Source organism: Halobellus rufus (assembly GCF_000739575.1).
GTDB lineage: Archaea > Halobacteriota > Halobacteria > Halobacteriales > Haloferacaceae > Haloquadratum > Haloquadratum rufum.
The window spans coordinates 67,003-90,676 of sequence record NZ_BBJO01000006.1; the positions used below are offsets into that span (position 1 = coordinate 67,003).

Here is a 23,674-nt window from a genome sequence, read left to right on the forward strand (position 1 = left end):
TTCCGGCGTCGAACGGCGGTCGTGACCGACGCACAGGACCGCCGGGTCGTCGCCCTCGTCGCGGGCTCGCACTTCGTGAACCACGCCTACATCGTGATGCTCGCTCCGCTGGTGACCGTGCTCGCGGGGAGATTCGACGTCAGCATCGCCGCGATCGGGCTCGCGATCGGCGTGCAGAACGCGGTCGTGCTCGCGCTGCAGCTCCCGATGGGCTACGTCTCCGACGCCTACAGCCGGACGCTCGTCTTGGGGATCTCGCTCGTCGTCGGGACCGCGGGTGCCGCGCTGACGGCGCTGTCGACCTCCTACGCGTGGCTCCTCGCCGCACAGGTGGTCCTCGGGATCGGAATCGCCGGGCATCACCCGGCGCACTACCCGCTGTTGGCGGCGGTCTCGACGGCCGAAAACCGGGGCCGAGCCTACAGTGCGCACGCGTTCGGCGGCGCGGTCGGCCTCGCAGCCCCGTTCGCCGTCGTCGCGGCGACGACCGCGCTCGATCTCTCCTGGCGGGTCGCCCTCGGCCTCGTGGCCGCCGTCGGCGGCGCGTACACGATCTACTGCCTGCTCGGCTTCCGGTCGGTCGACGACGACGTCACGCGACCGGCGCTCGCGGAGCGCCCGTCCGAGCGGCCGACGCTGGCTTCGGTTCCGGGGCGGATCCGGACGCTCCTCGGGACGCTCACGGCGTCACGAGGCATCCTCGGACTGACGCTGCTCGCGTTCCTGACGTCGACGGCGGCCTGGGCGATCCGGACGTACACGCCGAACCTTCTGGCTGCCGGGTACGGACTGCCGGGCGGGACGGCCAGCGGACTGACCTCCGCGATGCTCGCGGTCGGCGCGGGGCTGATCCTCCTCGGCGGCGCGCTCACCGACCGCGTGGGAGCCGGTCCGGTGGTGGTCGTCGGCTACGCGCTGCTGGTCGTCGTCGCCGCGCTGCTGTCGACGCTGGCGCTGCCGTCGCTCGGGGTCGGGGTCGTGCTGCTACTCAGCGGGAGCATCAGCCTCTCTCGGCCCGCCCGGTCGACGCTCGCAGATCTCCTCTCCGCGCGAGCGGACCTCGGAAAGAACTTCGCGCTGGTGACGATCGGGATCTCGCTGGGCGGCGCGGTCGCCCCGCCGCTGTTCGGGTACCTGATCGAGACCGTCGGCCTCGCGCGTTCGTTCGCCGCGGTCGCAGCCTTGGGCGCGCTCTCGCTCGTGCTCGGTTGGTGGGTCGTTCGCGACGTCGAACTCGGCCTCTCGGCCGCGGCGGCGACCGGTGACGACTGACGGCAGATCGAAACGGTGAATCCGCGGCTCTCCGGACGACGGTGTATGAACTATCTCCCGTGGGCGATCCTCGCGCTCGTCGCGTACGCGTTGGTGGCCCCGTTTATGCGGGTGGCGACGACCGGGTCGGCCGCGATTCCGAGCAACGTCGCGACCATCATCGCGAACACGATCCTCGTCGTCCTCACCGCCGGCATCATCGTGTACAACCAGGAGAACGCGCTCTCGTACGTCACGCACCCGAAGGTGGGCTACGTGGCGATCGCCGGTGTCTGCCTGACCGTCGGGATCTTGGCGTACTACCGGGCGCTCTCGCTGGGGCCGGTGAGCGTGGTCTCGCCGATCTTCGGGATGTTCCTCGTCGTGAGCTCGGTCCTCGGGATCGCCTTCCTGAACGAGTCGCTGACCGCCCGCAAGGCGCTCGGCATCGGACTCGGGATCGTCGCCGTCTACCTCGTGAGCGTCGAGTGAGAACGCTGAAGCGTATCGTCGAGTGAAGCCACGGAGCCGTACGACGCCTCGCGCTGCCGAAACGAACAACGTCTTTTGCACGGCGACCGTAGTTTTCGATATGGTCCTAGTCGAATCCGATTCCAAACTGTCACGCGGCGACGAGGCACCGGCGTTCGAACTCCCGGGTGCCGACGGGGAGACGTATGGACTCTCCGACTTCGCGGCGTACGACGCATTGCTCGTCGTCTTCACGTGCAATCACTGCCCCTACGCTGAAGCGAAGGTCGACGAGTTGAACCACCTCAGCGAAGCCTACGACGACCTCGCAGTCGTCGGGATCAACCCCAACGACGCCGAGGAGTATCCCGACGACTCCTTCGAGCGGATGAAAGAGCGCGTCGAGGACGACGAGATCCGGTTCACTGCCTACCTCAGAGACGAGTCGCAGGACGTCGCCCGCGAGTACGGCGCGGTCTGCACGCCCGACCCGTACCTCTTCGAGCGCGACGGCGACGCGTTCCGTCTCGCGTTCCACTCCCGAATCGACGACGCGATGAACCCGGACGACGACCCCGAACGCTACGAGATGCGCGAGGCCGTCGAGGCGCTGCTGGCAGGCGAGGAGATCCCCGTCGAGGCGACGCCCTCGCAGGGCTGTTCGATCAAGTGGCTCGACGACTGACCCGGTGAAGACGGACCACCGTCGAGAGGGTGTTTTTATCGAACCGGCCGGACGATGACCTCACCACTATCGCGAACGGTGACCTGGTTCTCGCCGGCGGTGAACGACACCGTTATGCCGTTCGTGTTCGCCGGAGAGAGCGTTGGCTGAAAAAGGGCGTCTAGCGCGTCGGAGTCGATCGATTCGTACAGCGGGTCGAGCGATTGCTCCTCCCGATCGAGAGCGATCGAGAGCGTTCTGACGACCGCCGCCGACGGGGGGATCGACGACCAATCGTACTGGGCGTTAACGGTCCCGTCGGCCGCGTCGGAGTCACCGTCGGTCGATGACCGCTCTGATTCTTCGGTCATCTGTTCGTCACCGGAGCAGTCGTCACGTTCGCGTTAGTTTTGATGTTCATACTGTTACTCGGGGGGATCAGTATTGGCCAGTCGCCAGGTGAAGATCGCTCGCAGCACGACCACGAGACTGTTCGTCTCTCCGGATCCCCAGATCGCCGTCTCCGACCGTGGGTCCTCCGGAGTCGCATCGGTGCCGTTGACGAGCACGCTCACGAGCGTCTGCGTGCCATCGACCATCATAAGCCGCCCCGCGGGCGTGTCTGACCAGACCCACAGCGATTCGAACAGTTCTGCAGTGGGGATCTCATCTCGGATCTGCTCTTGGACGTCCGCCGAGACGCCGCCGAGGCTGACCGTCACTCCTCGCTGTGCCGCGCCGCGTAACGCGTCGATGACCTCCTCGGTGAGCAGTTCTTCGACGGTCATATAGACGATTTCGTCGTCCGACCCGTCGATGAACTCGATCACGCGATCGGTGACCGCCGCTTGGCCGTCGACTGTCCAGACGCCTCGTTGTTCCTCGCTGCGTTCGACGGGTTCGAGTTCGTCCAGAGCCGTCCGCAGGGTGGAGAGCCGATGGGTCATCTCCTGTTCGAACTTCCGGCTGGTGGTTTCGGGCGAGATCGCCCAGAACTCCTTGGGGGATGACTGCTGAATATCGACCAGACCGAGGTCGTGGAGTTCGTCGATGGCGTCGTAGACTCTGGTTCGAGGAACGTCAGCAACCCCGCTCACGTCTTTCGCCGTGCCTGTGCCTAGGCTCACGAGGGCAACGAACGTCCGTGCGGCGTACGTACTGAGACCGAACTGTTCGAGTTGGTCGATCGCGACTGAGCGGGGATCACCTAACGGGTCGGTACTCATAGTATGGATCTCGGTCGCTTGGAAACCCAGCCACGGGAGGTGGCCAGGATCGGCACGCGTCGGGCTGTGGTTGGGACACAAATTCCGAGCCGCGTGCCAAGTGCAAGGTTCGGCCTGTGTTAGTATATTTATTTTGTGATTAACTGAGTGAAATAGATAATCAAAACTGCAGCCCCACAGTGTCTGCTAGTCTGCTAGATCAGAAATTGTAATTCTATACGTGACAACGGACTACGTCCGATTACAGTACGGCGGTAGCGACGGCCGGACCGCGACAGTAGCCACGTGGCGCCAGTGAATCGATCCCTTCGAGAGTGACAACGCATATCGGGCCAGCGGTTCAACGTTGCGAGGACTCCGGGCAACCCCGGGTTATGAGTTGGGACACATGAGCACAGATGACACAGTAGAAGAAGCAGTCGAGGTACTCCAGCAACTCGGCCTGAAGGAGTACGAGGCACAGTGTTTCGTCGGGTTGTCACGCCTCTCGACCGGAACGGCGAAGCAACTCAGCGAGATCACTGACGTTCCCCGAACACGGGTTTACGACGCCGTCCGGTTGTTGGAGGCACAGGGACTCGTCGAGGTCCAGCATTCCAGTCCACAGCAGTATCGGGCGGTTCCCCTCGACGAGGCTACTGAAACCCTCCGCGACCAGTACGAGGCGCGCGTCGACCGCCTCGCGAAGGCTCTCGAACAGGCCGACCAAGTGGAACCGGCCGACGAAGACTCGGTCCAAGAGGTCTGGTCGATGTCGGGGACGGATGCGATTGCGAACCGTTCGAACCAGCTGATCAGCGATGCTACCGAGGAGGTCGTATTGGTGCTCGGTGACGAATCGCTGCTGACAGCGGAGTTGATCGACAGTCTGAACGAACTCGAATCGGGGATCGAGTTGTTGATCGGTGCCGTGGACGAATCGCTCGAGGCGCGAATCCACGATGCCGTCCCGAACGCCACGACGTTCCTCTCGGGGCTGGATTGGCTGCGCAACGAAGCGGGGACCGACGAGAACCTCGCGATCGGACGACTCCTACTCGTGGACCGGTCGACCATCCTCGTCAGTACGATCGTTCCAACCACACGCGAGGAACAGGCGATTTTCGGCGGTGGGTTCCGAAACGGCCTCATCGTCATCTCGCGTCGGTTGCTGGCGCAGGGATTGCTTCCGCAACGCGATCCACACCCGGAATAGCCGCGACCGCGCCGGGTTCGGACTCTCCCTATTGCAGTCGGCCTCCGTCGGGTCCCGCGGCTCGGGTAGGACAGACGAGTCAGGTGGCAGAACCACCGACGACGATTACGACCAATCGTCGGGCAACTGATCCGTATTCTGATCCAGTAGTTCGAGGAGGGGAGATATCTCGTCGAACCGGGGACCCGGAGTCACGGCGTGGTTATCTCGGGTAACGTTGACGAAGCCGTACTCGTCGAGTTTCGGAAGGTGGACGTGGTGTATCGACACTCGGGCGGAGGACCGATCGGTCCCTTCCACTAGCTGATCGATACCGACCGGTAGGTCGCCCTCCGTATCCGCGTGGAGCAGTGCAAGGAGTATCCGCCGTCGGTCGATATGGCCCAGGGCATCGAGGTGGGAATCAAACGAAACCGAAGTGACTTCCTTGCTCATTGGAGGTAACACGTCGCCACACTTCCTGAATCCTGCACATATTCACACACATCTTTTTTTTTTGATTATCTGAATGACACCAGTCCGACGTGGCTCGCAACTTGTGCAGTGCATCCGACGTGGATCCGACTGAACGCATCCTTGCGCAGACCCGTCACCGTCCATCGGTGAATTTCATATCGTGGTAACAAGTTTATCAGAAATCCGTCTGTCTGTTCGACGAGCGTGCCTCTACACGGTCCGCGAGCATTTACATACGAACACGCGGCCACGCATCCCGTGCGTTGATCCCCGACGCAGGGCGACCCGCGGTTGCGTAGCACAGCGCTCTGCGAATCCACGGGTGCTACCTGTTCGCCACTACTGCCCCCGATCGACTGACCGCTCGTCGGTTCCGACAGCTCTCGGCGCGTTTGCGGTCCCTCGGCCCCTACGACGAGTCTGGATCGAGCGTCTCCGCCCGTTCGAGCGCCTCGCGGGCGTTCTCGACGGCCGCCTCCTTCGTCGCCGGGTACGCCTCGACCTTCGCTCGGAGCGTGATACCGTCGCCGCGGCGGACCTCGTCGCGGAACGCCGCCTGCTTGTCCAACCGCAGGAATAGTTCGGTGTTGTCGGTGACGCGGTCGTCGAGTTCGTCCAGCAGCGCGTCGAACTCCGGCAGCTCGGTCAGCCGCGCGAGCACGTGTCGGACGTCCTCGGCGTTCTCGACGCGGGCGGAGAGGACGACGATCCGATCGCCGTGGTGACCTTTGCTCTCGGCGCGAGTGACCTCGAACTCCTCGGGGAGGAACGTCCGCAACGCGGCCTCGACCCGCTTTTCGTCCTCGGTCTCGTAACAGAAGGTCCGCAGATCGACGTAATGGAAGGGAATCCGGGGCATTGCCGTGGCTTCGCGCCGGGGCGGGAAAAGTTCGATTACTCGTCGTCGCCGTCGGCGGCTTCGAGCTGATCGGCCGAGATGCCGACCTCCTGGCCGTCCTCGAAGCTCACGGTGTACGTCGCGTCACCGAACATCGTCTCGACGACCTGCGTGACCGTCCCGGTCTGACCGTCGAACTCGCTGTGCTTGTCGTGCAGTACTACGCTGTCGTCCTCTTCGAACTCCATACCTGAGAGGGACGCGCGGCGGTGAAAAGTCGACTGGTTCGGCGCGAACGCGCGCGGCGGTGAGGCGGTCGGTCTCTCGGAGTCGGATGGCTACGCCGACGCCGTGTGCGTTGCCCCGAGACGGTACGGTAATATGTCGCCGAACCTTGGTGGGAGGTATGCGATCGACACGACGGTCTTATCTCGCCGCGCTCGGCGGAACGGCTGCGCTCGGATCCTTGGCCGGTTGCTTCAGTGCACTGGAGGGCGGCGGAGGCAACGGGCTCCCCGAGGGCTGCGACGTCGGGACGCTCGACTCGGTGTCGTCGCTCCCGCGTCCGGCGCTCGGCCCCGAAGACGCCCCCGTCACCGTCGACGTGTTCGAGGACTTCGCGTGCCCGCACTGCGGGACGTTCACGACCGAGGTCTACCCGCAGATCAAATCGAACTACGTCGACGCGGGCGACGTCCGATACCGCTTCTTCGACTTCCCGATTCCGGTCGACGAGACGTGGTCGTGGGCGGCCGCCTCCGCCGCTCGCGCGGTGCAAGACGAGAGCGACGCGGAGACGTTCTTCGCGTTCACCGAGGGCGTCTACGAGAACCAGGACAGCCTCGGCGAGGACGGCTACCAGATCGTCCACGACGTCGCGGACGAACTCGGCGTCGACGGCTGTACCGTCGCCGCCGCAGCAGAACAAGAGCCGTACCGGGACGTGGTCGAATCCGACAAACAGACCGGCTCCGAGAGGGGCGTCCCCGGAACGCCCGCCGTCTACGTCGACGGCGACCTCCTCGACAGCTACCGGTGGGACACCGTCAGCAGCGAGATCGACGCCGCCTTGGACGGGTAAGCCCGCCCGGGCAATCACCGCAGGGCCGATCACTGCCGTGGGCGCTACAGCCCGGGCGTCTCGCCGGTCGGCGTCGGGAGCGCTCGGAGCGCCCGCGGGGGCACGAGGAAGTTGCCGCGGCGTTTGACGAAGATATATTCTAAGATGCCGTTGTTCACGCGCTGACGGATCGTCGGTTCGTCCGTCAGGTCCGTCCCGTTCATCGCCTCCCGTACCTCCTCGAACGTCGTGATCCCCCGTTGGAGGCTCGGGAAGTGCAGTCCGGCCTCGCCGTCGTCGGTCGACTCGAAGTGGCGTCGGAGCGTCCGCACCGTGCCGTCCGCCTCGCGGTTCGCCCGGGCCGCCTTCTGGGCGTGGCCGACGCGACCGAACCGGCGGGCGTGCGCGTCGATCCCGTCGACGATCTCCGGCGTGACCCCGCTGTCGTCGCCGAGGTTCTCGCCGACGCCCTCGACCAGCCCCTCGTCGGCGTGGACGGGGGAGAACATCTCCGCGACTCGGTCCTCGAAGGACTGCTCGCCGTACCAGTCGTCCAGCCGCATCCGGAGGTTCGAGACGTGCTTCGTGGTGCCGCCGGCGAACGGTCCCGTCGAGAGCGTGACGTGGTCCTCCGTGGCCTGGTTCTGTCGGAATCCGGCGATGAACCCCATAAACAGCGGCGACGCCTCGGGGACCGGGTTCGACTCGGGAATCCCGTCGAGGCCGTCCTGGCGCTCGGCGGGCATCCCCGCACCGACGAACCCGCTCCGGCGGTCCGCGACCTCGAAGACGTCCGTCAGCGACGCGTCCATCGCCCTGCCGTTCGCCGTCGACTCGTTGCCTCGCAGCGCCTCCTCCGCGGCCAGCACGACGTCCGCGCGGTCCGAGGCCAGGTGGACGAGCGCGTCCTGTCGGTCGAACGCCGGCGACTCGAACGGCGAGAGCGCCCGCGGTTCGGGGAGGTCGACCGACGCCGGGAGGTCGCCGTCGAACCGGTCGAAGTACCGCGGCGAGTAGGCGATCGAGTGCAACAGCCCCTCGCTGGACCGCTCGTACGCCCGATCGAGGGTCCGCAGCGCGGATTCGACGGTCTCGCGGTCCTCTGCGGACGGTGACCCGCCGTCCGGGAGCGTGAGGTACAGGAGGACTTGGTGTCGGGGCAGCAGCGTGTTCCCGTGGTCGTCGGTACGGACCCGCCCGTTCCACGCGTGCTGTCGCGCCGGCAGCGACGAGAGATCCTCGGGACCGGCGGGGACGGGTTCGTCGCCGGTCTCTTCGAGACACGCAGACAGCGCCGCGGCACCGCCGACCGCCACCGCGCCCTTCAGCACGTCGCGCCGCGTCCGATCGCCACCCCAGTCGGCCATATCTCCCGTTGGCGGCGGACGGCTAAGTGGATTCGGATGCCGCGCGGAAACGACGCGGATATTTGTCCGGAGGGCCAATCCGCCGCCGTGACCCGCCGCAGCACTCGAATCCGGCTCGCCCTCGGAGTCTGGGGAGTGCTCGTCTCGCAGGTCTTTCTGTACCCCGGCGTCGAGGACATCGTCGTCGCGCTCGGCGGCGACGGCACCATCCGCGCGGGGATGTGGTTCCTCGTCGCCGAGTTCGCCGCCTTCGTCACCTTCGCGAGCGTGTGGGGGGCCGCCAGCGACGCCCTCGGGCGGCGGCTGCCGCTCGCGGCGGTCGGAGCGCTCGGCGGCGCGGCCGGCTATCTCGTCCTCGCGGCGGCCCCGACGTTCGAGTTCCCGTTCGCGGCCGTGCTCGCCGTCCGAGTCGTCGGGGGCGCGGCCACGATCGGCGCGTTCTCGCTGTCGATCACCGCGCTCGCGGACCTCGCCGGCGGCAACGGGCAGAACATGGGCGCGGCCGGCATCGCGATCGGGCTCGGCGCGGCGCTCGGATCGGTCATCGGCGGCCGTCTCGCGGACGCCGACCCGCTGTACCCGCTTTTTGCCGCGGCCCTGACGCTCGCCGCGGTCGCCGCGCTGTTTCTGACCGTCTCCGAAGAGCTTCCGGAGGGGGACCGACTCGGCGTCGGCGACGTGCTCTCCCGACTCCGACAGCGGCCCGCGCTCGCGGTCCCGTACGCGTTCGGGTTCATCGACCGAATGACTGCGGGCTTCTTCGCGCTCGTCGGCGTCTACTACTTCCGCGAGTCGTTCGGCCTCGACGCCGCCGGCGCGGGGCTCGCGCTCGCGGCTTTCTTCGTTCCGTTCGCCCTGCTTCAGTACCCCGCGGGCGTGCTCTCGGACCGGATCGGTCGAGCGGTTCCCGTCGTCGTCGGCTCCGTCTGTTACGGGCTCGGAATCGTCGCGGTCGGCGTCGCGCCGACCCTCTGGGTCGCCATCGGCGCGATGATCGCCGTCGGCGCGCTCGGTGCGCTGGTCTCGCCCGCGACGATGGCGCTCGTCACCGACGTCGCGACCGTCGAGACCCGCGGCGCGGCCCTCGGGGGGTTCAACGTGTTCGGCAGCCTCGGCTTCCTCGCCGGCTTCCTCCTCGGCGGGACGACCACGGCCAGCGCGGGCTTTCTCTCGGCGTTTCTGGTCGTCGGGCTCGCGGAGGTCGCCATCGCCGTCGTCGCCGCGCGGGCGGTCTGGCGGATCTCGGCGTCGGACTACTCGTGGCCCGAGACGCGAACGGGTTCGTAAGGCTCCTCGAGGTATTCGACGTCCGAGTCCGAGAGGTCGATCGAGAGCGCCTCGACGGCGGCTTCGAGGTGCTCGACGCTCGTGGTGCCGACGATCGGCGCGTCGACGCGGTCATCCGCGAACAGCCACGCGAGGCCGATCTGCGCCATCTCGACGCCCTTCTCCTCGGCGAGTTCCCGCACCCGCTCGTTGATCTCGCGGCCCCCGCCTTCGAGGTAGGGATGTTGGTGAGCGTAGTCGTCCGTCTCCCCGCGGGTCGTCGAGCGGGACTCCTCGTGCGGGCGCGTCAGCCACCCGCGGGCCAGCGGCGACCACGGGATCACGCCGACGCCCTGTTTCTCACACAGCGGGAGCATCTCGCGCTCCTCCTCGCGGTACAGCAGGTTGTAGTGGTTCTGCATCGTCGAGAACGGCGTCAGCCCGAGGCGCTCGGCGGTGTGCTGGGCCTCGGCGAACTGGTGGGCCCACATCGACGACGCGCCGAGGTATCTGGCCTTCCCGCGCCGGACGGCGTCGTCGAGCGTCCGCATCGTCTGCTCGATGGGCGTGTCGTAGTCCCAGCGGTGGATCTGGAGGAGGTCCAGCGTGTCCAGCCCGAGTCGGTCCAGCGAGTTGTCGAGTTCCTGTTCGATCGCCTTCCGCGAGAGGCCGCCGGAGTTGGGGTCGTCCTCGCGCGTCTGGAAGTACACCTTCGAGGCGACCACGTACTCCTCGGGATCGTACGCGGAGAGGGCGTCGCCGAGGACGCGCTCGGATTCGCCGTTCGAGTACATATTGGCGGTGTCGAAGAAGTTCACGCCGAGTTCGATGGCCCGATCGACGAGTTCTCTGCCCTCCTCCTCGTCGAGGACCCACTCGCGCCAGTCGCTGCTCCCGAAGCTCATACAGCCGAGACAGATCTTCGAGACCGTCATTCCCGTGTCGCCGAGCGTAGTGTACTCCATAGCGTACGCCACACGCGCCTCCGTCAAAAAGCTACCAGCAGCGGCGATTCAACGTGCGACCGTGACGACCGCCGCCGCGCCGTGAAGGTGCCAGTCGCTTGGCTCCGAAGGTGAAACTATTACGGTGGCCGTCGTATCGGCGCAGTGAGAGGTCCCCTCTCGTGAAAGAGTATGTCAGGACACGAACGCGGACGGGTCACCGTCCAACGAAGACGACTCCTCGTCCTCCTCATCGTATCACTCGTCGTGTTCGGCGGGATGCCGACGGTCGCTGCCGCCCAGCAGTTCGGCCCGAACGGCTCGGACGGCGCGGTCGGCGGCGTCGTCCGAATCGACGCCGACGAAACGTACCAGGGCGATCTCGACGCGGCAGCGGGCAGCGTCGTGATCGCGGGCACCGTCGACGGCGACGTGTCGGCGGCCGCGGGATCGGTCATCGTCACCGAGTCCGGCCAGGTGACGGGGTCGCTCGACGCCGCGGCGGGCAGCGTCGTGATCGAAGGCGCGGTCGACGGCGACGTCACCGTCGGGGCCGCGTCGCTCGAACTCCGCGAGGGCTCCCGCGTGGGCGGGTCGCTGGAGGCCGGCGCGGCGGACATCTTGATCGACGGCCGAATCGACGGCGACGCCACCGTCGGAGCCGACGCGGTGGAGATCGGTGCGCCGGCCGAGATCGGCGGGTCACTGACGTACGACGCCGAGGAGTTCTCCCTCTCCGACGAGGCGACGGTCTCCGGGACGGTCGTCCGGGACGAGTCGCTCTCGGTCGCCGGCCCGGAGGTGTTCGGCGGCGGCGCGGAACTCCCGACGATCCCCCAGTGGGTCGGGACGCTGTACGGGAGCCTCGTGAATCTCCTTCTCGGCGCGATCCTGCTCGTGGCCGCGCCGCGGTTCGGCCGCGACGTCGTCGCGACCGGCCGATCGAGCGCGGCGCGGAGCGCAGGCATCGGCCTGCTCACGCTCGTCGGAACGCCGATCGCGCTCCTGTTGCTGCTCGTCACGATCGTCGGCATCCCGATCTCGTTGGCCGGCTTCGTCGCCTTCGGCCTCCTGCTGTGGGTCACGTCCGTCTACGGGACGATCGTCCTCGGCGCGTGGCTGCTCTCGCTCGCCGACGCGGAGAACCGCTGGCTCGCGCTCCTGGTCGGCGTCGTCGCGGTGGCGGTGCTCGATTTCGTCCCGTTCGTCGGCGCGCTCGTCTCGCTACTCGTCCTGCTCGTGGGCCTGGGCGCGTTCGTCGCCGCCCTCCGCAGCCGGTCGGGTGGTGACGGGGAAGACGGCAGTTGGGACGGTGGCGAGGGAGACACGGGAGACACCGACGCCGGCGAGGACAGGGACTCAGAGCGCGACGGCACCGGCGGCGATGCGTGGGGCGACCGAACGGGAAACGCCGGGAGCGACGGCTCGGAGGACTCTGGGATCGGCCCTAAATCCTCGGACGCGACCGCGTAGGCCATAGTGTGTCGGAGGCGAGATCGGCGGCGAGGTGTCGAAGGCGAGAGCGGCGACTAGGGAGGCACACCCGGGGCCGCATCCATCCTCGCTCACCGGCGGGCCGTCGTGCCGTACCTTCTTGACGTCGCCACCCCTTCGGCCGGTATGTACGTCGCAGACCAGACCTGGCCGGAACTCGGAGAGTACGTCGCCGAGGAGTCGGTCGCGATCGTCCCGCTCGGATCGACCGAACAGCACGGCCCCCACCTGCCGCTCGCGACCGACCACCTCATCGCCGAGGGGTTGGCCCGAGAGGCCGCCGAGCGGACGGGCTTTCTCTGTACCCCCACCGTCAACGTCGGCGTCAGCCCGCACCACCGGCAGTTCCACGGGACGATGTGGGTCGACCCGCCGCAGTTCCGCGACTACGTCGAGTCGATGACGCGCAACCTCGCGTACCACGGGATCGACCGCGTCGTCTACGTCAACGCCCACGGGGGCAACGTCCAGCACCTGCGGGAGGTCGGCCGCCGCCTCCGCGACGACGGCACGATGTACGCGGTCGAGTGGATGTGGGACGAGTCGATTCCCGAGCTCGTCGAGGAGGTCTTCGAGCAGAACGGCCCCCACGGCGGCCCGAAGGAGACGGCGATGATCCAGCACCTCGCGCCCGAACTGGTCCGCGAGGATCGGCTCGAAGACGCGCGCGACGGCGGCCTAGTCGACATCGAAGCCGCGTCCGAGATCCTCCAGAAGCACGGGGCGCGGACCTTCTACGACGCCGTCGAGAACTCCGAGAACGGCGTCTTCGGCGATCAGACCGGCGCGACCGCCGAGATCGGCGAAGAGCTGTTCGAGGCGGCAACAGACCAACTCGTCCGGCTCCTGTCGTGGCTCGACGCGCAGCCGATCGAGGACCTGCTCGCTCCGGCGCACGTCGATCCCCAACCGGGGAGCGGCCGGTCGGCGTAGGTAGCTCGTGACGCTCACCCGGCGTCTTCGGACTCCTCGGAGACGGCCGCCGACTCGTCGAACTCGATGTCGCTGAACGAGGCGAACGCGTCGCGGAAGTCGTCCTCGCTCAGTTCCGCGAGGGTACCGTCGATCTCCGTGCGAAGCTCTTCCATCCGCTCTGTCAGTTCGCGGTACTCGCTCTCGGTGTCGACGGACACGTCCGGCGAGGACTCCAGCGCGGCCTTCTTCGAGGCGAGCGAGAAGAACTCCCGAGAGCGTTCGTCGTAGTTCGCCCGTCGGAGCAGCACCTCGACGAGCCCGTGGAGGTCGTCCTGCGTGACCGGCTTCACGAGGTAGTCGTCGAACGGCATCTCCACGATGTCGACGTCGGGTTCGACGGCGGTGATCATCGCGACCTGGGTGTCGAGCCCGCGCGCCCGGATCTCCTCGAGGACTTCGTCGCCCGTGAGATCCGGCATCCGTCGATCGAGGAGCACGACGTCCGTGTCGTCGTCGACCACCTCGAGTGCGGTTTCGCCGTTCGTTGCCGTTTGGACCTCGTAGGTATCCGAGAGGTAGATAGCGTAGAGCTCCGCCAAATCGGGCTCGTCTTCGACGACGAGGATCCGGGGTGTAGCGCCGTCCATTTCGATCCACCGCCCACCTCGAAGCCTGTCGTCTAAATTCTTGCCCCCGTTTTCGGGCCCGACGTACGGGGACTCCGAACGCGAATATCGGTCGGATAGCGACGGTGAAGCCCGATTCGGCCCGCCGATGCGGTTTTGGCGACGTCGTCGACGACGCTCGCTGTGAACGCGCCCGGTCTCCGCTTGCGTTATAAGCCGCCGTCTAGCCGGGGTGAGAAATGCAGAATCGTGGTGAGAATCGACGGGAATCGCCGACCGCAGTACCGCTGTCGTGTGCGTCCTTACAGGCGCTGGAGGTTCGTCGCTCGCGGGCCCTTGTCGGCCTGCTCGATGTCGAATTCGACTTCCTGACCCTCCTCGAGGTCTGGACCGCCGACGTCTTCCATGTGGAAGAAGACGTCCTCGTCAGAATCGTCGCTTTCGATGAAACCGTAACCGCCCGTGTCGTTGAAGAACGCAACCGTACCTTTCGCCATTGCGACCTAACCCACGCGAAGGCGATAAATAAGCCTTGTGTCGCTGGATGCCGACCAGATGGTTCGAAATCGCGTCGTTTGGTTGATGGCTTGCTGACGGACGTGCCCCTCCCGTCCCCTCAGCGTATCGCCCTTGTCAACTCAGAGCAACGCCCCGAGATAGACCGCTGCGGCGGTCGCGAACACGCCGACCGAGAGGAGCCCGTAGTTCGCGATCGCGTTGTCCGCGCGCCAGAGCCCGAGCGTGTACGTCCGCGCCGAGAACGGCCACAGGAAGTTGACGCCCGCCGGGGTGAGCGCGTCACCGAGGAGGTGGGCGACGACGGTGAGCGCGCCCAGCGCGAACCCGGCCGCCGCGAGCGACGCGCCGCCGACGAGGGTCGAGAGATCGAGCGCGACCGCCCCGCCGGCGACCGTCTCGATCGCGAAGCCCGCAGCACCGAACGCGCCGCCGACGAGCGCCGCGAAGACCAGCGAGTGAGTGGGGCCGCGGTGGGGTATCCCCGGGACCGGTGGTCGACGTCGGGCAGCATCGCGAGCGACAGCATCGTCGCCCCGACGACGACCGCGAGATCCGCGCGCTCGAAGGCGAGAAGGACGAACGCGATCGGGGCGAAGACGAGCAGGGAGACGCCGTAGTGGCCCTTCTGGTACATACGCGGAACTGGGCGCGGGCGCACAAAAACGTCGTGACCGAACGGAAGGGTTTCCTCGGCCGGTGGCCTACCCGAGTGCGTGATCCGAAACCTCGCGCGCGACGTCCAGGCGTTCACCTCGAACGTCTTCCTCGTCACCGGCGAAACGACGGCGCTCGTCGACGCGGGCGCGAACTTCGACCTCCTCGCCCGCCTCTCCGAGCACGTCGACGACCTCGATCGGCTCTATCTGACGCACACCCATCCCGACCACGTCAAGAACGTCGGCGCGGCCCGGGAGGCCTTCGACGTCGAAACGTGGGGCTACGACGCCGACAGCGACTACGTCGACAACGGGATCGCAGACGGGGAGACCGTTCCGCTCGGCGACGACGAGTACGAGGCGCTCTACACGCCGGGACACGCCGCCGACCACCTCTGCTTTTACGCCGCGGAGACGGGCGTCTGCTTCGCGGGCGACCTCGTCTTCGCGAACGGCGGGTTCGGCCGCACCGACCTCGAGGGAGGCGACCGGCCCACGCTCGTCGAGAGCATCGAATACCTCCACGAGACCGTCGAGGACGGGCTCAGCGCGCTCCACGTCGGCCACGGTCCGAGCGTCACCGAGCGCCCGCTCGACGACGTCGAGATCGCCCTTCGGTCATCTCAGATGGGCTAACAGCGCTCCCGACTCACTTCGCCTCACCCCAATTCACGCTTCCCGCGCCGCGTCGGGCGAGAACTGCGCCTCGAACAGCCGCGCCTCGCAGTCCTCGCAGGTCGCTGCGACGACGTCGACCGAGCGACAGCAGGACTCGACCGTCTCCTCGTCGAGCGATACGGTTCCCCGACAGGACGGACAGCGGTCAAGCCAGAGGCGCAGGGCGCCCAGCAGTTCCAGGCGAGCGTCGACATCGAGGTCGGCCCAACCGGGGCTCCGTTTCCGGAGAACCGTGTCCGCAGCCGCGTCGGCGACGAACGCGGCCGCCGACCCCCACTTCGCGAGCGTCGTCGCACGCGTCGACGTCGGCATCTCGGCGACGACGGCGAACGCGTTCGCGCGGCCGTCGACGTCGATCGCCTCCGGGTCGACGTCGAGATCCGAAAACAGCCGCCGAGCGGTCTCCGCGTCCGCGCGCTCGGCGTCGAACCGCGCGTACCACGACTCGCGGAACCGAGTCGCCAGGCAGAGGTCCCCCTCCGAGGCGTTGCCTCCCGCGCACGCTTCGAGCGCGCCGAGCGACTGCAGCGCGTTCTCGATCGATTCCGCGTCGAACCCGTCATCGAGGTCGACCGCGCCCCCGCCGTGAGTCCCGAACAGTCGGTGCACTCGTTGGGGGAGGTAGCGCTTCGTGAGTGTCGGGGTGCCGGGGACCAGATAGCCCCGGAAGTAGATCGCCGTGAGGCCGATGCCGGCCGCGAGGAGGCCGAGCGGGAGCCACGCGGCGGCTGCGAGGGCTGCCAGCACCGACGTGATCACGAGATTGACCGCTGTACAGGGTAGACAGCGGTTCTCACCGGTGTATTCGGGGCGTTTGAATCTGGTAATTCGTCCGTCGAGCGTCGTCATAGCTGCCGGATGCGTCCCCCGACCGGATAGCTAATCGTCGGTTAACCGGCCGTCCGGTCGCCATCTCCAAAGGTTTACCTCGCGACGAGTAAATACGCGGCTATGGGAGTCGATTACGCCGAGTTACACGACCCGAACGCGGAGTACACGATGCGGGAGCTCTCCGCGGAGACGATGGGCGTGCGAGCGAAGCGCGGCGGCGGCCGGGACGTCGAGATAACCGACGTCCAGACGACGATGGTCGACGGCAACTTCCCGTGGACGCTCGTGCGCGTCTACACCGACGCCGGGATCGTCGGCACCGGCGAGGCCTACTGGGGCGCGGGCGTCCCCGAACTCATCGAGCGGATGACGCCGATGATCGTCGGCGAGAACCCGCTCGACATCGACCGGCTGTACGAGCACCTGATCCAGAAGATGTCCGGTGAGGGGTCCGTCGAGGGCGTCACCGTCACGGCAATCTCGGGCATTGAAGTCGCGCTGCACGACCTCGCGGGGAAGATCCTCGACCTCCCCGCCTACCAGCTTCTCGGCGGGAAGTACCGCGACGAGATGCGCGTCTACTGCGACTGCCACACCGAGGAGGAGGCCGACCCCGAGGCCTGCGCCGACGAGGCCGAGCGCGTCGTCGAGGACCTCGGCTACGACGCGCTGAAGTTCGACCTCGACGTGCCCTCGGGGCTCGAAAAGGACCGCGCGAACCGCCACCTCCGACCGGGCGAGATCCGCCACAAAGCCGAGATCGTCGAGCAGGTCACCGAACGCGTGAAGGACCGCGCGGACGTCGCCTTCGACTGCCACTGGACGTTCTCCGGCGTATCGGCGAAACGCCTCGCCGACGCCATCGAGGAGTACGACGTCTGGTGGCTCGAAGACCCCGTACCGCCGGAGAATTTGGAAGTCCAGGAGGAGGTCACGAAGTCGACGACGACGCCGATCACCGTCGGCGAGAACCGATACAGAGTGACCGAGGAGCGACGGTTGATCGAGAACCAGGCGGTCGACATCGTCGCGCCCGACCTCCCGAAGGTCGGCGGGATGCGCGAGACGCGGAAGATCGCCGACGTCGCAAACCAGTACTACGTCCCAGTCGCGATGCACAACGTCTCCTCGCCGGTCGCGACGATGGCCGCCGCGCAGGTCGGCGCGGCGATCCCGAACGCCCTCGCCGTCGAGTACCACTCCTACGAACTCGGTTGGTGGGACGACCTCGTCGAGGAGACCGTCATCGAGGACGGCTCCATCGAGATCCCCGAGCGCCCCGGACTCGGGCTGACGCTCGATATGGACGCCGTCGAGGAACATATGGTCGACGGCGAGGAGTTGTTCGATCCGGCGTAGCCGGATCGGGCTCGATAGACGAGCGAAGCGAGTCTATCGGCGTTCGACGAAGCGTAGCTTCGTCGGGCTCGTGGAGTTCCGCTCCACGGCGTTCGACTGAGCGAAGCGAAGTCGGGCCAGCAAATCTGTGATTTGCCCTGTTCGACTGAGCGAAGCGAAGTCGGGCCCGCGCAGTTCTGATCTGTGTCCGTGGCGTCGATCACTCGGATCCGGTGTCGACGTCGATTCCGAGCGATCGGAGCGCGTCGGCTGTGTCGTCGTATGCGAGCCGGATCGTGTAGCCGGCGACGAGTTCTGCAGTGTTCCAGTCCGCGTCCGTCTCACACCGGGCGGCGAGCACCGTGAGACCGTCTTCGAGCGTCCCGGCCGTCTCCGCGCGGAGATCGGCGAACAGCGCTGCCCGCCTTTCCGCCGACGCTGTCTCCCGCCGCTCGAAGAATTCGACGAGTCGCGCGTGGGTGCGGAGCGAGGCGAGCGGGCGGCCGACCATCCCGCCGGCGACCCGCTCGATCGTCGTCTCCCGACCGCGGAGGTACGCGTGCATCGGTCCCGGTGGGCCCTCCTCGGGCGTCCACTCGTCGAGCTCGGCGGCGACCCGCGAGCGGTGCTCCGTCTCCTGTTGGACGACCGACTCGAAGGCTGCGCGCGCCTCGTGGTCGGCGGCGTCTGCGGCCCACTCCGTGAACGTTTCGCGAGCGGCGTGTTCGCTTTCTGCGGCGGCGTCGAGGAGCGCCGGCGCGGTCGGCTCGCCGCCTGCCGCCGCGGTGAGAAACCGCCTCGATCCGAGGAGCGCCAGTTCGTCGGCGTACGTCGATTCGAGTCGATCGCGGAGGTCGCAGGCCCGCCGAGTCCGGGCCCGTTCCCCGGCGTCTCCGATCTCATCCGTCATAGTCGACACGTGGGCGCGACGAACCTAATCGTTGCTTCCGATCCGCGGTGACGCCGCTCACAGTAGAATCAAATCTGATACTGTAGAGCCAACTGTCTTATGCGGCGGTGGCGGAACTCCGCTATGGACGACCGAGGTGTCGCCGTGACCGAGGAGACGCGGGGACGGGTCGACGGCGACGAACTGATCGACGCGTTGGACATCGACCGCGCGGAGATCGAGTGGCGGAAGTCGTTCCTTCGGCTCGACGAGTCGGACGAGGAGCGAATGCGAGCCCTCGAGGGGACCTTCGACGACGTCGCCGACGATATCGTCGACGAGTTTTACGACCACTTGACGAGCGACGACGACGCGACGGAGATTCTGGGTCGGTCGAGTAAGGGGCTCGATCGGCTGAAGCGGGACCAAGGGGCGTATCTCCGTTCGCTGACAGACGGCGAGTACGACCGCGATTACTTCGCCCGGCGGGCCCGCGTCGGGAAGATCCACGAGATGCTGGGGCTGGGGCCGAAGTTCTACATCGGCGCGTACAGCGTCTACTACGAACGGCTCGTCGACGCCATCGGCGAGGAAGTCAAAGACGAGTTCGCCCCGGCAGACGAGAGGTCACAGGCGGAGGCGACAGCCGAGACGGAGACTGAAGCGCCCGGAGACGGCCAAGCGGAATCGGCGACCGATCGCGTCGGGTTCCTGTCTCGACTCTTGGGACGCGGTCGGACGGAGAACGGGAGCGATCCCGAGGATGTGGCGAGCCAGCGTGACATCGACGTGGACGAGGCCGATGGAGACGGCGAATCCGACGTCGACGCCGCGGTCGACGCCGTCGTCGATCGGACGACGTCGCTTCTGAAGGTGCTCGCGCTCGACCAACAGGTGGCGATGGACACCTACGTCCACGCCTACAGCGAGGAGGCCCGCCGCGAGGCGGAGCGCCACGAGCGACTGGCCCGGGAAGTCGAACGCGACCTCCGGGAACCGATCGACGACGTCGCGTCGGCGTCGTCGATCGTCACCGAGCGCTCGGCGTCGATCCGGGACCTCGCCGACGAGCAGGCGACGGACATGGAGGACGTGGCCGCGGAGATCTCACAGATGAGCGCGACCGTCGAGGAGATCGCCGCGACCGCAGATCAGGTCGAAGACACGAGCGACGAGGCGGTATCGCGGGCGCGCTCCGGCGAGCAAGCGGCCGACGAGGCCATCGACGTGATGGAAGATGTCGCCGACGCGGCGGTCGAAGCCTCCGCGGACCTCGAACAGCTACAGGCGCAGATCGAGGAGATCGACGAAGTCATCGAGGCGATCGACGACATCGCCGAACAGACCAACCTCCTCGCGCTCAACGCGTCGATCGAGGCCGCGCGGGCGGGAGAGGCGGGCGACGGCTTCGCGGTCGTCGCCGACGAGGTCAAGCAACTGGCCGAACAGTCACGAGAGCGCGCCAGCGACGTCGAGGAGACGGTCGACCGCGTGCAGGCCGACGCCGCGGACACGATCGAGAGCCTCTCGGAGACGACCGAGACGCTTCACGAGGGCATCGACAGAGGAGAGGACGCGATGGACAGCCTCGAGGAGATCGTCGACGCCGTCGAGCGCACCACGGAGGGCATAACCGAAGTCGCCGTCGCGACCGACGAACAGGCTGTCAGCGCCGAGGAGGTGACCGCGATGGTCGAAGACGCCCGCGAGCGCGCCGACGACGTCGCCGAACGCGTCGACGACGTCGCAAGCGCGAGCCGCGAGCAGTCCCAGCGGATGGAGACGATCCAGCGCGCCGCCGACCGGTTGACCGATCCGGACGCGGCGGAGGCCGAATATGACGGCTCCGGTGACCGTTCCTCGCAGCCGTCGACTCCGCAGCAGCTATCGGCTACAGAGCCCGATCCCACCTCGGACGACGAAAACGCGTTCGCCTTCGTGGGCACCGACGGCGGCGTCGAACCGGCGGAGGCGACCGACCGCTCCGAAGGACGGCGATTCCAAGAGTAAACGAGCCCGCAACGGCCTGAGCGACCGCGAAGCGACCAGACTCAGTCGTCGTCGGCCGCGGCGGCGGCGTCGGCCGCGTCCTGCTCGATGCTCGGTGGGTAGACGCCGCGGTCGAGTTTCAGGTCGCTCTGCGGGCGGGCCATACACGTCAGCGCGTAGCGTTCGCGCTCCTCGTCGGTGAGCCCGCGGGCGGCGGGCTGGGCGACCTCGCCCTCGACTATCTCGGCGGAACAGGCCAGGCACATCCCGACGCGGCAGGAGTACTCCTGTGCGATCCCTTCCTCGATGCAGGCCTTCAGAATCGTCTGCTTGTCGGACACTTCGATCGTCTCGTCCGTGCCGACGAACTCGACGGTGTATTCGGTCATACCTCGCCGTTCGACGGACCGATTCAAAGTTCTTTGCGAAGCGGTCGGGACGCGTCGGAGTCGCTCGTCCGTGCCGTCCCGTTCACTCCTCGGTCTCCTCGGTTTCCGACCGCACGGTCATCACCGGCGCGTCGGCGGTTCTGACGACCTTTTCTGCGACGCTTCCGAGGAGGAACCGGCCGACGCCGGTCCGTCCGTGCGTCCCCATCACGACCAGGTCGATGCCCTCGTCGTCGACGTACTCCGTGATCGACCGATGGGCGATTCCGGTCTCGACGGCCGTTTCGACGTCTACTCCGGCCGCCTCGGCCTCCTCTGCGACGCGCGCGACGGCCTGTTCGCCCTCCTCGCGCAGCGCCTCGACGACGATGTCCGAGCCGACCTCCATCGCCGAGTACGCGCCGGTGTCGACGACGTACAGGGCGTGGAGCGTGGACCCGTACTGCTTCGCGAGTTCGATAGCGTGTCCGACCGCTCCCTCGCTGGCGGGGCTGCCGTCCGTCGGGACGAGGATACTGTCGTACATCGTGTGTTAACGTACGTCATCGGGGGTTTAGAAAGTATCCCGTATCGCTCCCGGTTCGATCGGCGCGCTACCCGCCGCTGTCGGTGGGGGATTCCGTCACTCCTCGTCGACGCTCGGTCGGTACGTCCCGGGTGCGTCTGCGGGGGTGACCTCGTCGGGGTCGTCGCCGCGGAAGCGGAGAATCGCCCGTTCACAGGCCTGCAGTCCGTCGACGCGCGGTGTCTCTCCGTCGAGTTCCACCGTCTCCACGACCGTCCACGATTCAACGTCGGCGTCGAAGGCGAGTCCTTTCACCCACGCCGCGGAGGCGACGAGGAGTCCGGAGGCCCGACCCTCGTCTTCGATCGGAACCGCGAGTTCGAGGGCCTCGGCGGCGTTGAGTTGGACGAGTTCCTCCGGCGTCAGCGGCCGCGCTGGCAGCGAATCGACGACACTCATACGTCGGGGTGGGCGGGGAGGACGCTTGGGCGTTGTGAATCCCGGAGCGGTCGTCGACCCCGACGCCGATCACAAAGCTTCTACTCTCGGGGTGGCGACACGCCCCTATGCCGCGCGAGGGCGACACCGCTTCCGCCGATTCCGATCCGGAAGTTGCGTCGTCTGTCGTCGCATCCGCCGTCTCGACGCTTCAGTCCGTTCTCTCGCGCGACCCCGCACTCCCAGCGGTCTTCGCCGTCGTTGCCGTCGGCCTGGCGCTCCGCGTGGTCGACCTCGGCGGCCGGCCGTTCCACTGGGACGAGGCGCGCGTCGGGTACTGGTCGCTCCGCTTCCTCGACACCGGCGCGTTCCAGTACCGCCCGGTCGCCGGCGGCCCGCTGCTGTATCACCCCGACCGGGCGCTGTTCGCGGTGTTCGGCGTCTCCGAGCGGCTCGCTCGGCTGCCGGTCGCCGCGCTCGGTGCCGCGCTCCCGCTCGTCGCGCTGCTCTTTCGGGACCGACTCGACGACCTCGAAACGGTCCTCCTCGCAGCTCTCTTGGCGTTCCACCCGGTGCTCCTCTATTACTCGCGATTCCTCCGCGGCGACGTCCCGCTGGCGCTCTTCGGTCTCGCGTTCGTCGGCTTCGCGGTTCGCGCGTGGGACCGTCGGAGCCGCCGCGACGCCTACGCGGCCGCCGTCGCGCTGCCGCTGGCCGCCTCGGCGTCCGGCTTCGTCGCCGGCTACCTCGTCTGCTGGCTCCTCGCGTGGGCGCTCCTCGTCGACCAGCGGAGCGTCGCCGCCGACCGCGGCGCGGGCGTTCGGCGGACGGTCTCGGCGCTCCGGACCCGGCTATCGGGAACGGCGACGCCTGCGGCCCGCGCCGGGTTGCTCGCGACCGGCGTGACGGCGCTGCTGTTCGCGCCCCGGTCGGGACCGGGCGTCGACGTGGGGCTCTTCGATCCCTCGACGGTCCACCTCGCCCTCTACGAGGGGACTGTCGGTTCCGTTCGCCGGTTCGTCGGCGTGCGAATCGTCCACCGCGGTCCCGAGGGGACCCACGCGTTCATCCCGTACGTCGCCGACGCGTTCGGACTCCTCACCTCGCTGGCGCTCCCGGTGCTCGTGCTCGGGGTCGCGGGGACGCTGTGGTCGCGCTACGCCGCGGCGCGCCGACCGCTCGTCGAGGGCGCGGGCTACTGGGGACTGACCGCGGTCGTCGTGTTTCCCACGGTCTCAGAGGTGTCGGCACCTTGGACGCTCGTTCACGTCGTGCTGCCGCTGTCCCTCCCCGCAGCGGTCTGTCTGGCGGCGATCCTCCGGTGGGGTGTCGCCGCCGCGTCGAGGACTGGCGACGCCGACGGTGTCGCAGGCGCGGACGCCGACGAATCCCTCGTCTCGATTGGCGTCGACGCCGGAACCGTCGTCGCCGTCGTCCTCGTCGTTCTCGCCATCGGGGCCCAGACGGGTGCAGTCGCCGCCGGTGGCGTGTACGGCCCCTCCGACCGGAGCAACGAACTCGCGCAGTTCGCACAGCCCGCCGACGACCTCGAACCGCTGGCGTCGTCCGTCCGAGACGCCGCGGACGGCGACCCCGCGACCGCCGAGGTGCTGTACGTCGGATCGGCGTACCACGTCGCCGACGAGCGCACGACCCGCGCGCCGCCCCG

Annotated in this window: 26 protein-coding genes and 1 pseudogene; 12 read left to right on the plus strand and 15 right to left on the minus strand. The window is 67.5% G+C overall.

The features are described 5' to 3' along the window. Window positions 1-21 precede the first annotated feature (21 nt). The 3 genes from ACP99_RS04260 (at window position 22) to ACP99_RS04270 (ending at window position 2,407) form a co-directional block, all read left to right on the plus strand. On the plus strand, window positions 22-1,272 hold the full coding sequence (locus ACP99_RS04260; protein ID WP_049985407.1) for an MFS transporter: 1,251 nt from the start codon (window positions 22-24) through the stop codon (window positions 1,270-1,272). Window positions 1,273-1,317: 45 nt separating this feature from the next. Then, entirely contained in the window at window positions 1,318-1,743 is a 426-nt protein-coding gene (locus ACP99_RS04265; RefSeq protein WP_049985408.1) for an EamA family transporter, read from the plus strand. Between the two features lie 100 nt (window positions 1,744-1,843). Beyond that, the gene (locus ACP99_RS04270) at window positions 1,844-2,407 is read left to right on the plus strand and encodes a thioredoxin family protein (protein ID WP_049985409.1); all 564 of its coding nucleotides are present in this window, start codon (window positions 1,844-1,846) and stop codon (window positions 2,405-2,407) included. 35 nt (window positions 2,408-2,442) lie between these two features. Here the strand turns inward: ACP99_RS04270 and ACP99_RS04275 are convergent, their stop codons facing one another. Both ACP99_RS04275 and ACP99_RS04280 read right to left on the minus strand, forming a co-directional pair. Next, a complete protein-coding gene (locus tag ACP99_RS04275; RefSeq protein ID WP_049985410.1) occupies window positions 2,443-2,757 on the minus strand; it encodes a HalOD1 output domain-containing protein in 315 nt (104 codons plus the stop codon). A gap of 54 nt (window positions 2,758-2,811) precedes the next feature. Further along, window positions 2,812-3,612, minus strand: a complete 801-nt coding sequence (locus tag ACP99_RS04280; RefSeq protein ID WP_049985411.1) for a TrmB family transcriptional regulator — start codon at window positions 3,610-3,612, stop codon at window positions 2,812-2,814. A gap of 388 nt (window positions 3,613-4,000) precedes the next feature. On the opposite strand from ACP99_RS04280, the gene ACP99_RS04285 reads away from it, so the two are divergent. Then, on the plus strand, window positions 4,001-4,807 hold the full coding sequence (locus ACP99_RS04285; protein ID WP_049985412.1) for a TrmB family transcriptional regulator: 807 nt from the start codon (window positions 4,001-4,003) through the stop codon (window positions 4,805-4,807). Between the two features lie 105 nt (window positions 4,808-4,912). Here the strand turns inward: ACP99_RS04285 and ACP99_RS04290 are convergent, their stop codons facing one another. From ACP99_RS04290 to ACP99_RS04300, 3 genes are all read right to left on the minus strand, one after another. Next, entirely contained in the window at window positions 4,913-5,242 is a 330-nt protein-coding gene (locus ACP99_RS04290; RefSeq protein WP_049985413.1) for an ArsR/SmtB family transcription factor, read from the minus strand. 430 nt (window positions 5,243-5,672) lie between these two features. Further along, window positions 5,673-6,122 (minus strand): RNA-binding protein, encoded by a 450-nt coding sequence (locus tag ACP99_RS04295; RefSeq protein WP_049985414.1) that lies wholly within the window; start codon window positions 6,120-6,122, stop codon window positions 5,673-5,675. A 35-nt stretch (window positions 6,123-6,157) separates the two neighbouring features. Beyond that, the gene (locus tag ACP99_RS04300) at window positions 6,158-6,349 is read right to left on the minus strand and encodes a hypothetical protein (RefSeq protein WP_049985415.1); all 192 of its coding nucleotides are present in this window, start codon (window positions 6,347-6,349) and stop codon (window positions 6,158-6,160) included. 158 nt (window positions 6,350-6,507) lie between these two features. On the opposite strand from ACP99_RS04300, the gene ACP99_RS04305 reads away from it, so the two are divergent. After that, window positions 6,508-7,182, plus strand: coding sequence for a DsbA family protein (locus ACP99_RS04305; RefSeq protein ID WP_049985416.1), 675 nt, complete (start codon window positions 6,508-6,510; stop codon window positions 7,180-7,182). A gap of 44 nt (window positions 7,183-7,226) precedes the next feature. On the opposite strand, the gene ACP99_RS04310 is transcribed toward ACP99_RS04305, so the two are convergent. Then, window positions 7,227-8,528, minus strand: coding sequence for a DUF7405 family protein (locus tag ACP99_RS04310; protein WP_049985417.1), 1,302 nt, complete (start codon window positions 8,526-8,528; stop codon window positions 7,227-7,229). A 36-nt stretch (window positions 8,529-8,564) separates the two neighbouring features. Here ACP99_RS04310 and ACP99_RS04315 point away from each other — a divergent pair, with 36 nt between their 5' ends. Beyond that, window positions 8,565-9,815 (plus strand): MFS transporter, encoded by a 1,251-nt coding sequence (locus tag ACP99_RS04315; protein ID WP_081927122.1) that lies wholly within the window; start codon window positions 8,565-8,567, stop codon window positions 9,813-9,815. Here ACP99_RS04315 and ACP99_RS04320 read toward each other — a convergent pair. Continuing rightward, window positions 9,782-10,759, minus strand: a complete 978-nt coding sequence (locus ACP99_RS04320) for an aldo/keto reductase (protein WP_049985418.1) — start codon at window positions 10,757-10,759, stop codon at window positions 9,782-9,784. The two genes, ACP99_RS04315 and ACP99_RS04320, sit on opposite strands and share 34 nt — an antisense overlap. 171 nt (window positions 10,760-10,930) lie before the next feature. Here ACP99_RS04320 and ACP99_RS04325 point away from each other — a divergent pair, with 171 nt between their 5' ends. Then, window positions 10,931-12,211, plus strand: coding sequence for a polymer-forming cytoskeletal protein (locus ACP99_RS04325; RefSeq protein ID WP_081927124.1), 1,281 nt, complete (start codon window positions 10,931-10,933; stop codon window positions 12,209-12,211). 147 nt (window positions 12,212-12,358) lie between these two features. Then, window positions 12,359-13,165 carry a creatininase family protein gene (locus ACP99_RS04330; protein WP_049985419.1) on the plus strand — a complete coding sequence of 269 codons (807 nt, stop codon included), beginning with the start codon at window positions 12,359-12,361 and terminating at the stop codon, window positions 13,163-13,165. Window positions 13,166-13,179: 14 nt separating this feature from the next. On the opposite strand, the gene ACP99_RS04335 is transcribed toward ACP99_RS04330, so the two are convergent. The 3 genes and pseudogenes from ACP99_RS04335 to ACP99_RS18965 form a co-directional block, all read right to left on the minus strand. Beyond that, window positions 13,180-13,794, minus strand: coding sequence for a response regulator (locus ACP99_RS04335; protein ID WP_049985420.1), 615 nt, complete (start codon window positions 13,792-13,794; stop codon window positions 13,180-13,182). A 281-nt stretch (window positions 13,795-14,075) separates the two neighbouring features. Beyond that, a complete protein-coding gene (locus tag ACP99_RS04340) occupies window positions 14,076-14,270 on the minus strand; it encodes a cold-shock protein (protein WP_049985421.1) in 195 nt (64 codons plus the stop codon). A 141-nt stretch (window positions 14,271-14,411) separates the two neighbouring features. Beyond that, window positions 14,412-14,926 (minus strand): annotated as a pseudogene (locus ACP99_RS18965) (metal-dependent hydrolase). Window positions 14,927-15,005: 79 nt separating this feature from the next. Between ACP99_RS18965 and ACP99_RS04350 the strand changes: the two are divergent. Beyond that, window positions 15,006-15,584, plus strand: coding sequence for an MBL fold metallo-hydrolase (locus ACP99_RS04350; protein ID WP_049985423.1), 579 nt, complete (start codon window positions 15,006-15,008; stop codon window positions 15,582-15,584). Window positions 15,585-15,617: 33 nt separating this feature from the next. Here ACP99_RS04350 and ACP99_RS04355 read toward each other — a convergent pair whose 3' ends face one another. Then, window positions 15,618-16,475: a hypothetical protein gene (locus ACP99_RS04355; RefSeq protein ID WP_049985424.1), complete on the minus strand. Its 858-nt coding sequence runs from the start codon at window positions 16,473-16,475 to the stop codon at window positions 15,618-15,620. A gap of 102 nt (window positions 16,476-16,577) precedes the next feature. On the opposite strand from ACP99_RS04355, the gene ACP99_RS04360 reads away from it, so the two are divergent. Then, the gene (locus ACP99_RS04360) at window positions 16,578-17,816 is read left to right on the plus strand and encodes a mandelate racemase/muconate lactonizing enzyme family protein (RefSeq protein WP_049985425.1); all 1,239 of its coding nucleotides are present in this window, start codon (window positions 16,578-16,580) and stop codon (window positions 17,814-17,816) included. A 199-nt stretch (window positions 17,817-18,015) separates the two neighbouring features. Here ACP99_RS04360 and ACP99_RS04365 read toward each other — a convergent pair whose 3' ends face one another. After that, window positions 18,016-18,705, minus strand: a complete 690-nt coding sequence (locus ACP99_RS04365) for a hypothetical protein (RefSeq protein ID WP_049985426.1) — start codon at window positions 18,703-18,705, stop codon at window positions 18,016-18,018. Window positions 18,706-18,828: 123 nt separating this feature from the next. Here ACP99_RS04365 and ACP99_RS04370 point away from each other — a divergent pair, with 123 nt between their 5' ends. After that, window positions 18,829-20,694, plus strand: a complete 1,866-nt coding sequence (locus ACP99_RS04370; RefSeq protein WP_049985427.1) for a globin-coupled sensor protein — start codon at window positions 18,829-18,831, stop codon at window positions 20,692-20,694. 41 nt (window positions 20,695-20,735) lie between these two features. Here ACP99_RS04370 and ACP99_RS04375 read toward each other — a convergent pair whose 3' ends face one another. From ACP99_RS04375 to ACP99_RS04385, 3 genes are all read right to left on the minus strand, one after another. Beyond that, complete coding sequence (locus ACP99_RS04375; protein ID WP_049985428.1) at window positions 20,736-21,062, minus strand: 2Fe-2S iron-sulfur cluster-binding protein; 327 nt, start codon at window positions 21,060-21,062, stop codon at window positions 20,736-20,738. Between the two features lie 82 nt (window positions 21,063-21,144). Continuing rightward, window positions 21,145-21,588, minus strand: coding sequence for a universal stress protein (locus tag ACP99_RS04380; RefSeq protein ID WP_049985429.1), 444 nt, complete (start codon window positions 21,586-21,588; stop codon window positions 21,145-21,147). Window positions 21,589-21,684: 96 nt separating this feature from the next. Beyond that, window positions 21,685-22,026, minus strand: a complete 342-nt coding sequence (locus ACP99_RS04385) for a hypothetical protein (protein ID WP_049985430.1) — start codon at window positions 22,024-22,026, stop codon at window positions 21,685-21,687. A 107-nt stretch (window positions 22,027-22,133) separates the two neighbouring features. Here ACP99_RS04385 and ACP99_RS04390 point away from each other — a divergent pair. Continuing rightward, the coding region (locus ACP99_RS04390) for a flippase activity-associated protein Agl23 (RefSeq protein ID WP_049985431.1) at window positions 22,134-23,674 on the plus strand (1,541 nt) is incomplete at its 3' end.